This window comes from Paenibacillus koleovorans NBRC 103111 (assembly GCF_004000845.1).
Classification (GTDB): Bacteria; Bacillota; Bacilli; order Paenibacillales; family NBRC-103111; genus Paenibacillus_AA; species Paenibacillus_AA koleovorans.
The window spans coordinates 26,241-38,749 of sequence record NZ_BIMA01000010.1 but is presented as its reverse complement, the minus strand read 5'-3'; the positions used below and the strand labels follow the sequence as shown (position 1 = coordinate 38,749).

Genomic DNA, 12,509 nt, shown 5'->3' with positions numbered 1-12,509 from the left:
TTATCTTTCGATTTCAAGCTGCAGAAATTCCTGCATCAGATGGCTCCCAATCCATTATTTTATGAGTCCTTTGCGTTTGCGCATGGAATCTGTGCCTTCAATCGTTATCGTGTAGGAGGAATGAACAATACGATCGAGAATGGCATCGGCAAGTGTACTTTCACCGATTTTGCTATGCCAGCCCCTCCGGAGCGAACTGGGAGCAGAAGATGGTGGCGCCGGTTTGATGGCGCGCTTCAACGATTTCGAGTAAATCCCGTGCTTCACTTTCCTTAAGCGGCGCCTGTATAGGGGCCGACCTGCTGTGCCCAAGCGATGAATCGCCCAGCGTTCCATTGGACATATTGTTTGTGATTCTCCGGCATATGCGCTTCTACCGTGCTGTACTGCCCAGGTTTCCCGTACAGCCTAGGATGAGAACAAATTCGGTGATTTTGATAAAAGACCTCTACCGTCGATCGTGTCATGCGGACATCCACACGATGCTTGATATATGCATAAGGGACGGAGTAGTGCATTTTCTCTACGCTTATATGATAATTGAACTGGACCGTGGCGGTCTTCCAAACCGCCATCTCATAGGGGGCAGCTGGCAAGGACAGCAGAAACGGTTTTTCCTCTGCTGTGAACACGCTGAGCCTGCTCCCTTCTTTTTTCTGAAACGGCTTGGCATTCAAGACTTCAAGCTTCTCCCGAATCGCTCGGTTTAACTCCGCCGCGCTGAAGCATTGCTGTTTACGCAGCGCAGCCAGAATCCAGTTGGAAACGACGCCGACCGAGCCCTCTACATTTGGCTTGTCTTTAGGCTTGCGTACGCGAGCAGGGATAACGGCTGTGTTGTAGTGTTCGGCCATCTCGTGATACACCTTGTTGATGACGGGCTCCTGCCCAGTTGTCTTTTCAATTCCTGTCTTCAAATTGTCTGGAATGAGGACGCGCGTGGAGCCGCCGAAGGCTTGATACATGTAAATATGGGCGGTAATCCAGCTTTCCTGATTCTGCGAAGGGAAGGCTTCCACGTAGGCGTATTGACTGTAGGAGAGCACGCCTACAAAAACATACATGGTGACGATTTCACCGGTGTCGCGGTCAATGATGGAAGCCGTTTGCCCTGCCCAATCTACCTCAATCTGCTCACCCGGCTTGCGCTGAATGCGCATCGTGGCATTCGATTTCAACGTGTACTGCTGATAGTGATAGCAAAACTGTGAATACATCAGCGGTATGGCTTGGCTCAGCCGGCACTGCTCACAGTACTTGTTCCAAAGCAAGCTTAACGTGACGCCGCTTTTGGCCATCTCTTTGTGAATGTAGTCGTAATCCGGGTGCTGGCGGCGCGAGACTTGAGCCGATTCGGCAAAGAGACGCTGGCGCAGCTCGCCATCCGTCAGCTCTTTTTCCAGCGGCCAGGCGATCCCGAGTTCGTCTGCTCGTTGAATGATTTTGGTTACGGTGTTGCGCGAGCAGGCGCAACTGAGGGCAATGTTACGTTGGCTGATTCCTTGGCTATACAGCCGCAGGATTTCACGATATGGGGTCATAGTGACCTCCTCACGAATGATTTACGCTGTCTTTCAACAACGCATACGGATCATTCTAGCAGGAGGCACTATGGGGTGGCTCACCTCGTCCGGACAAGTGGCTCAAAAACGCCGGAGATGTGGCTCTCACTCACCGGAACGCTGGCTCAATTCGCTCCGGATTATTCAGCAGCCTTCACAACTTTTTCTCCAAGCAGGTTGAAGGAATTAATCTTGGGTCTGTGAGCCTCAGTAAAGTGAAGTTGGATTTTGGAGTTATCGATCCTCATGGAAACATCAACGGACTTCTCGGGCTTGATATTCTTATGCAGTTAAATGCTGTGATTGACTTGAAGAAGGTAGCCATAACTTTGGAAAATTAAACGGCGGCGTGAAAAGTAATCCCCTCGAATTAGCTTCTGAAAAAGAAAAGAACCGAGTCGAAGAGCACTCGATTCAATCATGAATCCTTTGAACTACCCAACATACATTTATCTCGGCTTCAGATAGTATGGGGTTGTCACCTTCAAGAGCTGCAGACAACAGTTTTTTCCTCTTCAGTACTGAGCAATGCGGCCATACACGGCTTCACCGCGGCAGCGCGGGTCCGCAAGTTCGATAGGCGTGCCGGCCATCTCCGCAACCGTATACGCCGAAGTGACCCATATTCATTTGTAGAATCCCCCTAAATCCCCGACGATCGTACCAATTCCCGCAGCGACAATGGTATTATCCATTGATGCCAATAAAATGGCCAACAACAATCCTCCAAGTATGATCCCCATCTTATTTCCCTTTTCCACCTTTGTTTGCCTCCAATAAGAAAGTTGATTTATAACGCATCATCAAGTGTATTGTTTATAAAGAATCTTGACAGTCAAGATATTATATGTCCAAAGAGGAGGGCTGCCATTTGTCAAGCGATCGGCAAATACAACCTACGGAGCAGCAGGAGAATTTCACGTTGCGCATGCGAGGCTTAGGAACCCGAACGGTGCTCTATCAGCAAAGCGTCGCGACCGCTCTCGGATTATACAATAATGATTTCTTATCCATCGATATCCTGCATGAGAAGGGCCCTATCACGGCAGGCGAGCTCTCGAAGCTAACCGGGCTCACGACAGGGAGCGTTACCGCGCTAATTGATCGGTTGGAGAAGAACGGCTTTGTTCAAAGACAACCTGATCCGAAAGACCGCCGCAAGGTGATTATTGTTCCGCTATACGAGAATAGAGAGGACATCAGCAGAACATACCTTCAGCTTCATGCGGAGATGGTGAAGCTGGCCTCTTCCTACTCGGATGAAGAACTCGCACTCATAACGCAATTCCTTGGCCAAGCCAGCGCGGTCCTGGAGGATCAGATCCATCATCTTCATTCGAAAGCGCGCAACAACTCATAACGAGATAAGGGTGAAGAAAAAAATGGCGGTACTCGTTCTATTCGCAACAAAAACCGGAGCAACGGCGCAATGCGTAAACGTATTGTCGGAGCAGCTGTCGAATTGCACGACATGCAACTTGGAGACGGACAAGCCCGCCATCGGAGAATTCGACCGTATCATTCTGGGGGCGGGAGTAAGAGACGGGAAAATATACAAGCCGATTCGCGACTTCATCAAAAAAAATCATGACGAGCTCCTGAAAAAAGTCACGGGATACTTTATTTGCAACGAGAAACCCAAGGAGACGGAAGAGATTATCGAGAAGAATATTCCAGCCGACCTTAGAAAAGCGGCGCTCTGCATTGAATCATTCGGGGGCTATAAAGCCTACAAGGCACCAAAGGAGGGCACCGATCAGCTGCAAGGGATTTTCGTCGATCGGATCAAGGCTTTCGCCGAGAGGTTCGCTCAGTAACAGGGACCCCCTGCGCACTGCGCGATGGGGAACCCTGTTACTGTTCGCTCCTTCTCCGCTGCTTCTCCCAACAAGGCAGATCATGAGCGGCGTTTTGCAAATCCCGATCAAACAAAAAGCTCTTGATTTGTCGCAAGGACAAATTCAAGAGCCTGTTCTCTGTTATGGTGATGCGGTCGAGAGGACTCGAACCTCCACGGCTGTTACCCCACTAGAACCTGAATCTAGCGCGTCTGCCAATTCCGCCACGACCGCATGTCCGTCAAAAATGACGACAAAAGAGATTATAGCTCGGAATGGAGCAAATGTAAAGCGAACGCTCAAACGCATACAAGGAGCCTCCCAACCCGCTCGCAAGCAGGCCAGGAGGCTTCTTCGTACAGTCGGAGACTAAGCCCCCAGACCGATCATTCGCCCAGCAAAATTTTCGCGTAAGGGGAATTGATCGGCATCATGATGACCGGCTCCCCCTTCAAGGTGGTCAAGTAGCTCTCCAGCGTCCTGTATAGACTGTAGAAAGCCGGGTCCTTGCTGTAAGCATCGTTATAGATGCGCCCCGCCTCCTGCTCGCCTTCCGCGATAATTCGCTTCGCCGTCGACTCCGCTGCGGCTTTCAGCTCCACCGCTTCGCGGTCGGAACGGGCCATTATTTTCTTCGATTCCTCGTCGCCTTCGGCCAAATATTTGGTCGCAATCGACTGGCGATCGGAGATCATCCGCTTGAATACGCTATCCTTGTTTTCCGGCGGCAGATCGGTTCTCTTGATTCTCACATCGACAACCTGGATGCCGTAATTGTCCCGCTCCAGAACGTCCCGGACTTCCTTCGTAATCTCATCGTTGAGATTGCCGCGCTGCGTGTTCTCGCTTATGATCTCGCCATAATCGATCTCGGACAGCTTGCGGCGCACAGTATTGTACACGGCCGCGTCGATGCGCTGCTCGCCCGAGCTGATCGATCTGGCCGTCCGCAGGAATTGCCGGGCGTCCGAGATGCGCCAGATCGTATAATTGTCGACTTCGATCGGCTTTTTGTCCCGAGTCAGGATGGGCGTCGGCATACTGTCATAAATCATTTGATACTTGGGCAGAGAGGTCACGTTCTCGATAAAAGGAATTTTCATGGCCAGTCCCGGACTGGAGCTGATCCGCACCGCTTCGCCGAAGCGCAGCACGACTTTGTGCTCGCCTTCTTTTACCACGTAGAGAGAGCCTGTCAGGAGGATCAGCACCACGAGCGCCAGAAGCCCCAGTGTAATATTCCCATAAAGCGATTTCATCGGCCCCCGCCTCCTTGCGTGCTAGTTGATGTCGAAGTGCCGGAACTAGACTTCAGCAGCTCATTCACCGGGAAATAGTTAACGGTCTCGCCCGAGCCGTCGGTAATCAGAATTTTCGCATTCGGCATGACCTTCTCCAACGTTTCCAGCACGAGCCGCTTCTTCGTAATGTCCTTATTATTGACGTATTCGCCATAAATCGCATTGAATTTCGCCACATCGCCCTGCGCATTCAAAATTCTCGACTTCTTCAAGCCTTCCGCCTGCTCGAGCAGCGTCTGCGCATCGCCCCGCGCTTTAGGCAAAATATCGTTCGAATACTTGTTCGCCACGTTGATCTTCGTGCTCTTCTCTTCCCTGGCATTAGTCACTTCCTTGAAGGCGGTCTGCACGTCGCCCTCGGGCGGCTCGATGTCCTGGAACTTCACATCCAGCACGCGAATGCCGGTCTCGTAGCGATTTTGCAGCTCAATCAGACGCTCCTTGACCTTGCCCTGAATTTCCGTCTTGCCGTCCGTAATCGCGTAATCCAGCGCTATGGAACCCATTACGGAACGAATCGCCGCGCTCGCCGCATTGCGAAGGAATAGCTCAGGCTCGGAAATATTGAATAAATATTGGCGCACATCGCTGACGTTCCATTCCACTACCGCATCCGCCCAGACGATATTCTCATCTCCGGTGATCATCAGCGCTTCCGAATCGACCTTCGTTATCCGTCCTTTCTCCTCCCTATAACCGATCTGGATCTTCTGCGTCTGGAGCGCCGGCAGGATAACCACTCGCTGAATCGGATACGGCAGCTTGAAATGCAACCCTGAGTCAGTTTCCCCTGTGAACTGGCCGAAGGTCAGAACCGCCGCCGCTTCGTGTTCCTCCACCGTATAGAAGGAAGTTAAACCAATGCTGAGTGCCACAATCCCGGCGATGCCGAGCGTCAGCTTCTTCTTCCAGCCCGGAGGCAGCTGCGGCCTGCCGCGTTGTTGCATGTTGATGACTTCCATGGACCCCCATCCTTTCTTTTCAGACCCCTACTAAGGTACTACGGTGGAAAAGCCCAGTCGGTTGCAATTGACGGTCAAGAAAAAACATGATATCTTAAACTTAACTATTCCGCTAGGATTAGTTGTAATATGTTGACCAGACGTCTGGAGACACAATCGCGCATTGTGTCTCTACTTGGCGTTGCGGCATAGAAGCGAATCTCCCGAGAACAAGGAGGCTGTCATGAACGCCATTATCGAGCAAATCCGTTCCCACCGCTCCATCCGCAAGTTCAAGCCCGATCCGGTCAGCGACGAGCAGCTGCGGCAGATCGTGGCGGCGGCGCAAGCGGCCCCGACCTCCACAAATATTCAAGCGTACAGCGTGATCGGCGTCCGGAACGAGGCGACCCGGCAGCAATTCGTCGAGCTGACCGGTGGCCAGCGCCATATCGGCGAGAGTCCGCTCTTCCTCGTTTGGTGCGCCGATCTAAGACGCGTGCAGGCCGCGCTCCGGCTTCACGGCATCGAGTCGCTCGAGCAGAACGTCGAGACGTTCCTGCTCGCCACGATCGACGCCACGCTGGCGGCGCAGAATGCGACAATCGCCGCCGAGTCGCTCGGACTCGGGACGGTGTATATCGGCGGCATTCGCAACAATCCCGCTCGAGCATCGGAGCTGCTGCAGCTGCCTCAGCTGGTCTATCCCGTCTTCGGCATGTGCGTCGGCGTTCCCGACCAGTCGCCGGATATTCGGCCCCGCCTTCCGCAGGAAGCGATTTTTCACGAAGAGACGTATCGCGAGGAGAAAATTGCCACGGGCATCGAAGCGTACGATCCCGTGTCCAAACAGTATTATCGCGACCGCACCGGCGGGAGCAAGGATACATACTGGTCGCAAGAAATGGTCGGGCGGTTCCGCAAGGAACGGATTCGCGGGCATATGCTCGACTTTCTTTCCAGCCAAGGCTTCATTATTAAATAAAGGAGGAACGCGCCATGGGCCGCATAGCGACTAATCTTACCCAATTGATCGGCAACACTCCCCTCTTGGAATTAGCCAACTTCAATCAGCATCACAATAGCGCGGCTAGAATCATCGCCAAGCTGGAATACTTCAATCCCGCCGGGAGCGTCAAGGACCGGATCGGCTTCGCCATGATCAAGGATGCGGAGGATCGGGGACTCATCAATCAACGTTCCATCCTCATCGAGCCGACAAGCGGCAATACCGGCATTGGGCTCGCTTTTGCCGCAGCGGCGCTCGGCTACCGGCTCATCATCACGCTGCCCGAGACGTTCAGCGTGGAGCGCCGCAAGCTGCTGCTCGCCTTAGGCGCCGAGCTCGTGCTGACGCCAGGCTCGGAAGGGATGGCCGGCGCTATCAGCCGGGCCGAGAAGATCGCCGCCCAAACCCCGAACGCCTACATCCTCCAGCAGTTCAAAAATCCGGCCAACCCCGACATTCATCGCCGCACGACAGCGGAAGAAATATGGAACGACACGGACGGCCAAGTCGATCTGTTCATCAGCGGAGTCGGCACGGGCGGGACGATCTCGGGGGTAGGCGAGGTGCTGAAGCAGCGGAAGCCATCCGTTCGGGTCATCGCCGTGGAGCCCGCCGGCTCCCCCGTTCTGTCCGGCGGCGCGAAAGGGCCGCATAAAATACAGGGGATCGGTGCCGGTTTCGTACCGGACAATTTCAATCCTTCTGTCGTGGACGAGATTATCGCGATCCGGAACGAAAGCGCGATGGATACGACTCGCCAGCTCGCCCGTTGGGAAGGGCTCGTCGTGGGGATTTCCTCCGGCGCCGCCGTCAGCGCCGCCCTGCAGGTGGCCGCACGTCCCGAGAACGCGGGCAAGACAATCGTCGTCATTTTGCCCGACACGGGGGAGCGTTACTTGTCCACGGAGCTGTACCCGCTGGAAGTGATCTAAACCCACCTGTACAGCAGCTCGCCATACCAGTCACGGGAGAACGTATTATGCTGGATCTAGCCATTATCGGAGCGGGAGCCTATGGCATCTCGCTCGCCGCCCATGCCCGATCGGCCGGACTTCATTACAAGCTGTTCGGCTATCCGATGTTTTTCTGGCAGCATCAGATGCCCCAGAGCATGTTCATTCGCACCAATCCGCAGTATATCAGCTTCTCCGACCCGGAGGACGTCTTCACTATCCATAGGTTCAGTGAGGAGACCGGGACACCGCTCAGCTCCCCTTTCCCGCGCAAGCACTTTCTGGAGTACGCGTTCTGGTTCGCCGAGAAAGCGGAGATTGTCTTTACGCCCGAGCTGATCCATAAAGCAACATACGAAGAAGAGGCATACACCCTTATTAATGAAGGAGGAGAAACGTATCGAGCCAAACATGTGGTAATCGCCACGGGTGTGCAGCATTATGCGTACATCCCGGATACTTTCGCCGGCATCGGCACCGACCTGGTCTCCCATTCATTCGGCCGCACGGAATTCTCCATCTTCGCCGGCAAGCGAGTAGCCGTGCTGGGCAGCGGGCAGAGCGCCTGGGAAACCGCCGCGCTGCTGCATATCGAGAACAGCCAAGTCGAGCTGATCTACCGCAAGGAGCTGCCCCATTATGGCGGCGAAAACAATCTGGATTCCGGCCGCAATTTAGTCGACTTGGCCTATACGTTCTACGCGAAAGACCCGGAGCAAAAGCAGGAGCGATGGTCGCAGCCCCATCACGGCAGTATCACGTATTTCCTCCGCCCCTATGTGGAGGGCAAGGTGCCGGAAACCGGCGGAGTTACGATCGATCACGCCTGGCCGACCGAGGAACGCAAGCTGAGGCTGCGGCTATCCAACGGGGAGGAACGGATAGTCGATCATTTGATCGCCGCCACCGGCTATCGCATCGATCTGGATCGCGTCCCGTTTCTCGACGAGACGCTTCGCCGCCGCATCGGGCGGGAAGCGCCCGGCTACGAGCCGTTCCCCCGCCTCGACTCCCACTTCCAGAGCAGCCTGCCCGGCCTCTTCTTCGCAGGACCGTTAGCCTCGCACAGCCACGGTCCCTCCTACCGGCTCATCGCCGGGGTTCGTCATGCCAGCCGCTCGATCCTCGCCCGCATTACCGGCCGGGAATAGCAGAAACCATCGGGGGTTAACCCTGATGGTTTTTTAGGCGATCGAGCTTTGTTTGGTACGTGGGGAGCACCTGTCCGCTAAACCGGATGTACGCCCAAAAAGACCTGGCCGGATGAAGAAGATCCGCAGGTCTTTTTAAAGCCTCCAAACTAATACCGCTAAACCGAAGCCGCCGCCTCCTGCTCCGCTCTCCGCTCCTGCAGCTTGCGCCGCACCGCCGGAATGAGCGGCGCCGATAGCGTTGCCTCCTCGAGGTTCGGGTACCCCGACAAGATGAACGACGAGATGCCGATATCGACATACTCGAGCAGCCGGTCGGCCACTTGATCCGACGTCCCGACGAAAGCCATCGCCCCGCCGCCCCGGATGATCGACAGGCCGGCCCAGAAATTCGGGCCGATCACATAATCGTTGTCCGCGACCGCTTCGCGTACTTGATTCTGGCGCTGCTGGCCGGTCGAAGCCGCCCCGCGGAACCGCTCTGCAGCCGCCTCCCGAGCGCGAGGCTCGACCTGGCTAATAATGTTGCGGGCCGCCTCCCACGCTTCCTCCTCCGTCTCCCGGATGACGATCTGCGCGCGCATTCCATAGCGGATCGTACGATCGATGCCCTGCGTCTGCAGCAATTCCAATCGGTAGCGCTCCACCTCCTCGATCTGCTCGCGAATCCAGTCGATCGGCTCCGCCCACATCAGATACACGTCGGCGATCTCCGCCGCCACCCGCTTCGCCGCAGGCGAGCTGCCGCCGAAGTAGAACGGCGGATGCGGCCGCTGCACCGGAGGCGGATAACTGATGCCGTCCTCGATCATGAAATATTTGCCCGCATGGTTCAGACGCTCGACGGAAGCCCCGCCATCGGTGCTTTCTCCGCCCACGCCGCCGCCGGCCAAATATATGCCGCCGCTCCGGCCATGCGAGTTCACCCACAGCTGACGTACGATCTTGATGTACTCCAGCGTCCGCTCATACCTCGCCTCCTTGTCGAAGGCAAGCGAATCGCCCATAGCTTTCATATCCTGCTCCGAGTTGCCGGTGACGATATTGATCAGCGCCCGGCCTCCCGTCACTTCGTCCAAGGTGGCGCCGATCCGTGCGGCGAGCGCCGGGGCGATCAGCCCCGGTCTCATGGCCACCAACGGTTTGAATATTTTCGTATGCGCGGCGAGCGTAGCGCCTACGATCCAGGCGTCCGAGCATTCGCCGCCGGTAGGAATGAGTGCGAACGTGTAGCCGGACGCTTCCACCGCTTGCGCCACCCGGATCAAATACGCGGTGTCCACGACCCGCTCCGCCTTGACCCCTATGTAAGGGCCGTCCCCTCTCGTAGGCATGTACCAGCCGAATTCCGGCTCGGTCGATTCCACATGTGCCATTGCCTTCGCCTCCTCTACCTCTTATGGATTGCCTAACGTCGTACGAAGCGTGGCGACATCCTTGTTGATCGCCTCCGTCGCCTTCCGGATCGCGGAATTTACATCGAGTCCGTTGATCGCGAGGTCGGCGGCGGCATCAGTCAGCTTAGCCGAGATTTCCAGCTCATACGGATGGATGTAGTGCTCCTGAAGCGGCTGGCCGACGAACACATTTTGCACCGACTTGCCCTTCAGCACCGGAATATCCAGTCCGTACTCCTTGTTCAACTCAGGGTTGATCACCGCAGGCACGCGACCGTTCCGAGCCAGAATGCGCTGTCCGTCATCGGATAAAATTTCCGCAATGACCTGGAATGCTTCGTCCTTGTATTTGCTCTTGCTGTTGACCGACAACGAATGGATTTGCGCCTCCCGCGTCTTGCCGAGCTGATCGCTGAAGTTGGGAGCCGGCGCGATATCCCAGTTGAAGTCGACTCCCTGCTGGCGAAGCTCCTCCGCCGGTCCGATATGATTGGCGAGCCAAGTGACGCGCATCGCGACCTTCTGATCCTTGATAAAGTCGTCGCGCCCCCAGTTCCACTTCTTGTCGGGACCGATGAGCCCCGGAATTTCGAATATTTTTTTCTGCAGCTCGAAAATACGGCGCCATTCCGGCGTATCAAGCGCCGCTTCGCCCGTTCCCCGGTTCAGGTAGGGCAACCCCAGGCCCTTGGCGAGCCCGGTCAAATTATCGGTCGACAAGCCGATGTAGCGAACACCGTTCTCGGTACGGGTCAGCTGGCGGGCCAGATCGAGCACTTGATCCCAAGTCAGCTGCTTGTCGGTCGGATACGGGACGCCGAACTTATCGAAGATGTCCTTGTTATAGTAGAGCACATGCTGGTTCGCGTTGAACGGAATCGCCAGCACCTCGTCGCCTTTGCCTTTCGTAATATCCAGAATGTAGTTCCACAGGATCGGCTTGATGCGGCTCGTATCGAACTTATGCTTCTTGATCAGCTCCCGCAAATCCTCGTAAGCGCCCGTCCGCACGATCCGCTGGTGAGAGGAGGAAGACGAGTAAATAATGTCCGGCGTGTACGTCGAGAGCACCTCTTCGTTCGTCGTCGTGGCGGCCGGCGTAATCCGCTCGATCGTTACGTTCGGATACTTCGCCTTGATCGGCCCCGCAATCAGCGTGTTGAACTCCACGTCGGGAAACGTGCCGCTCGTGCTGAAGAACGTCAGCTTGATCGGCTCCGCCCCCAGCTTCTTGACAGCTCCCGTTGCTTCCGTCCCCGTTCCGTTCTCCACGCCGTCTTTGCCGCAGGAAGCCAGGACGAGGATCAATCCGGTAATGAGAATCAAGGTCAACCAACTGCGCATTGCTTTCATGGACTTGCACCACCTATTCCTTTTTATTTTGATAAACCTACTCTACCAATCCGGTCCGCTCCACCCCTTCGATGAACCACTTCTGGGCGAAGGCGTACACGATCAGCAGAGGAAAAATAATGAGGAACGACGCCGCCATCTTGATCGGCTCCGCATAGACCGTCATTTCGCCGGCGCCCGCCGCCCGGGCCAGCTCTCCGGCAAGCCGCGCCAGCGTGATCGACAGCGGCACATTGTGAGCCGTAAACATGAACAGCGAAGGAAAATAGAAGTCGTTCCAGTTCCACACGAAGGAGAACAGCGCAACCACCACGATCGCCGACTTGGATAAGGGAAACATGATGCGGAAAAAGAGCCGGGCCGCGCTTGCGCCGTCGATCCTAGCCGCTTCGTCCAGCTCCTTGGGCAAAGTCGAATAAAACGAACGGTAAATGATGACGAACAGCGCACCCTTCAAGCCATGACCGAACAGCGCCGGTACGAGCATCGGCAGCACGGTGTCGAGCCATCCGAACCCTTTGAACAGCATGATCGTCGGCAGGATGACGACCTGGGGCGGCATGATGAACGCCAGGAGCAGCATCAGGCCCCAGAGCTTCTTGAACGGGAAATCCAACCGGGCGAACGCATAGCCGGCCACTGCGCAGGAGAAAACCTGGAGGAAGGCAACGGACCCGGCCAGCGTCAGACTGATGGCGAAGCTCTTGAGATAGCTGAGCATCCGGCTCGCCTCCTGCAGATGCCCGAGGAAGATCGACTTCGGCACCCAGATGACCGCCGGATCGAGGATATTCCTCGCGTCCTTGACCATCGTCGTCACCATGTACAGAATCGGTTTGATATAGATGAACGCGACATTGATCAGGATGATGTACATGACGATTTTGAACAAAATGCCTTTGTCGATCTCGCTGCCGATCAGCCGATAGCGGATGAAGTCGGACGTCTTGCGATACAAGGGAGCCGCGTTCCATTTCGACCGGCTGATCGTCACTTTTTCCATG

11 protein-coding genes, 1 tRNA gene and 2 pseudogenes are annotated in these 12,509 nt (G+C 55.6%); 5 read left to right on the top strand and 9 right to left on the bottom strand.

Going from position 1 to position 12,509, the window contains the following annotated elements:
- Positions 1 to 54: 54 nt before the first annotated feature.
- From PKO02S_RS33115 to PKO02S_RS33800, 3 genes and pseudogenes are all read right to left on the bottom strand, one after another.
- Positions 55 to 277, bottom strand: a pseudogene (locus tag PKO02S_RS33115) (ATP-binding protein); the annotation flags it as partial.
- Entirely contained in the window at positions 273 to 1,541 is a 1,269-nt protein-coding gene (istA, locus tag PKO02S_RS05140) for an IS21 family transposase (RefSeq protein WP_127580024.1), read from the bottom strand. The gene istA and the pseudogene PKO02S_RS33115, both read right to left, overlap by 5 nt.
- A gap of 650 nt (positions 1,542 to 2,191) precedes the next feature.
- Positions 2,192 to 2,305, bottom strand: a pseudogene (locus PKO02S_RS33800) (MFS transporter); the annotation flags it as partial.
- Between the two features lie 185 nt (positions 2,306 to 2,490).
- Between PKO02S_RS33800 and PKO02S_RS05135 the strand changes: the two are divergent.
- Both PKO02S_RS05135 and PKO02S_RS05130 read left to right on the top strand, forming a co-directional pair.
- Complete coding sequence (locus PKO02S_RS05135; protein WP_246066848.1) at positions 2,491 to 2,922, top strand: MarR family transcriptional regulator; 432 nt, start codon at positions 2,491 to 2,493, stop codon at positions 2,920 to 2,922.
- Between the two features lie 22 nt (positions 2,923 to 2,944).
- Entirely contained in the window at positions 2,945 to 3,379 is a 435-nt protein-coding gene (locus tag PKO02S_RS05130; RefSeq protein WP_127580022.1) for a flavodoxin domain-containing protein, read from the top strand.
- Positions 3,380 to 3,550: 171 nt separating this feature from the next.
- Here the strand turns inward: PKO02S_RS05130 and PKO02S_RS05125 are convergent.
- The 3 genes from PKO02S_RS05125 to hflK all read right to left on the bottom strand — a co-directional run bounded on the left by PKO02S_RS05125 (position 3,551) and on the right by hflK (position 5,663).
- Positions 3,551 to 3,634: transfer RNA gene (locus PKO02S_RS05125), tRNA-Leu, on the bottom strand.
- Between the two features lie 152 nt (positions 3,635 to 3,786).
- Positions 3,787 to 4,659: a protease modulator HflC gene (gene hflC / locus PKO02S_RS05120; RefSeq protein ID WP_127580021.1), complete on the bottom strand. Its 873-nt coding sequence runs from the start codon at positions 4,657 to 4,659 to the stop codon at positions 3,787 to 3,789.
- Positions 4,656 to 5,663 carry an FtsH protease activity modulator HflK gene (hflK, locus tag PKO02S_RS05115; RefSeq protein ID WP_127580020.1) on the bottom strand — a complete coding sequence of 336 codons (1,008 nt, stop codon included), beginning with the start codon at positions 5,661 to 5,663 and terminating at the stop codon, positions 4,656 to 4,658. Before hflK ends, hflC begins: the two co-directional genes overlap by 4 nt.
- A gap of 223 nt (positions 5,664 to 5,886) precedes the next feature.
- On the opposite strand from hflK, the gene nfsA reads away from it, so the two are divergent.
- Genes nfsA through PKO02S_RS05100 form a run of 3 tightly spaced genes read left to right on the top strand, consistent with a single transcriptional unit; the run spans position 5,887 to position 8,755 of the window.
- Positions 5,887 to 6,627 (top strand): oxygen-insensitive NADPH nitroreductase, encoded by a 741-nt coding sequence (gene nfsA, locus PKO02S_RS05110; RefSeq protein ID WP_127580019.1) that lies wholly within the window; start codon positions 5,887 to 5,889, stop codon positions 6,625 to 6,627.
- A 14-nt stretch (positions 6,628 to 6,641) separates the two neighbouring features.
- The gene (gene cysK, locus PKO02S_RS05105; RefSeq protein ID WP_127580018.1) at positions 6,642 to 7,583 is read left to right on the top strand and encodes a cysteine synthase A; all 942 of its coding nucleotides are present in this window, start codon (positions 6,642 to 6,644) and stop codon (positions 7,581 to 7,583) included.
- 47 nt (positions 7,584 to 7,630) lie between these two features.
- Positions 7,631 to 8,755: an NAD(P)-binding domain-containing protein gene (locus tag PKO02S_RS05100; RefSeq protein ID WP_127580017.1), complete on the top strand. Its 1,125-nt coding sequence runs from the start codon at positions 7,631 to 7,633 to the stop codon at positions 8,753 to 8,755.
- A gap of 158 nt (positions 8,756 to 8,913) precedes the next feature.
- Here PKO02S_RS05100 and PKO02S_RS05095 read toward each other — a convergent pair whose 3' ends face one another.
- From PKO02S_RS05095 to PKO02S_RS05085, 3 genes are read right to left on the bottom strand one after another with little or no spacing between them, the layout of a single operon-like run.
- Complete coding sequence (locus PKO02S_RS05095; protein ID WP_127580016.1) at positions 8,914 to 10,131, bottom strand: LLM class flavin-dependent oxidoreductase; 1,218 nt, start codon at positions 10,129 to 10,131, stop codon at positions 8,914 to 8,916.
- A 21-nt stretch (positions 10,132 to 10,152) separates the two neighbouring features.
- Positions 10,153 to 11,505 (bottom strand): ABC transporter substrate-binding protein, encoded by a 1,353-nt coding sequence (locus PKO02S_RS05090; protein WP_246066841.1) that lies wholly within the window; start codon positions 11,503 to 11,505, stop codon positions 10,153 to 10,155.
- 37 nt (positions 11,506 to 11,542) lie between these two features.
- A complete protein-coding gene (locus PKO02S_RS05085) occupies positions 11,543 to 12,508 on the bottom strand; it encodes a carbohydrate ABC transporter permease (RefSeq protein ID WP_127580015.1) in 966 nt (321 codons plus the stop codon).
- Position 12,509: the final 1 nt, after the last annotated feature.

Bases quoted from the DNA above. Each gene is read 5' to 3' on its own strand.
- istA (WP_127580024.1), bottom strand. From the start codon at position 1,541: ATGACCCCATATCGTGAAATCCTGCGGCTGTATAGCCAAGGAATCAGC.
- PKO02S_RS05135 (WP_246066848.1), top strand. From the start codon at position 2,491: ATGCGAGGCTTAGGAACCCGAACGGTGCTCTATCAGCAAAGCGTCGCG.
- PKO02S_RS05130 (WP_127580022.1), top strand. From the start codon at position 2,945: ATGGCGGTACTCGTTCTATTCGCAACAAAAACCGGAGCAACGGCGCAA.
- hflC (WP_127580021.1), bottom strand. From the start codon at position 4,659: ATGAAATCGCTTTATGGGAATATTACACTGGGGCTTCTGGCGCTCGTG.
- hflK (WP_127580020.1), bottom strand. From the start codon at position 5,663: ATGGAAGTCATCAACATGCAACAACGCGGCAGGCCGCAGCTGCCTCCG.
- nfsA (WP_127580019.1), top strand. From the start codon at position 5,887: ATGAACGCCATTATCGAGCAAATCCGTTCCCACCGCTCCATCCGCAAG.
- cysK (WP_127580018.1), top strand. From the start codon at position 6,642: ATGGGCCGCATAGCGACTAATCTTACCCAATTGATCGGCAACACTCCC.
- PKO02S_RS05100 (WP_127580017.1), top strand. From the start codon at position 7,631: ATGCTGGATCTAGCCATTATCGGAGCGGGAGCCTATGGCATCTCGCTC.
- PKO02S_RS05095 (WP_127580016.1), bottom strand. From the start codon at position 10,131: ATGGCACATGTGGAATCGACCGAGCCGGAATTCGGCTGGTACATGCCT.
- PKO02S_RS05090 (WP_246066841.1), bottom strand. From the start codon at position 11,505: ATGAAAGCAATGCGCAGTTGGTTGACCTTGATTCTCATTACCGGATTG.
- PKO02S_RS05085 (WP_127580015.1), bottom strand. From the start codon at position 12,508: ATGGAAAAAGTGACGATCAGCCGGTCGAAATGGAACGCGGCTCCCTTG.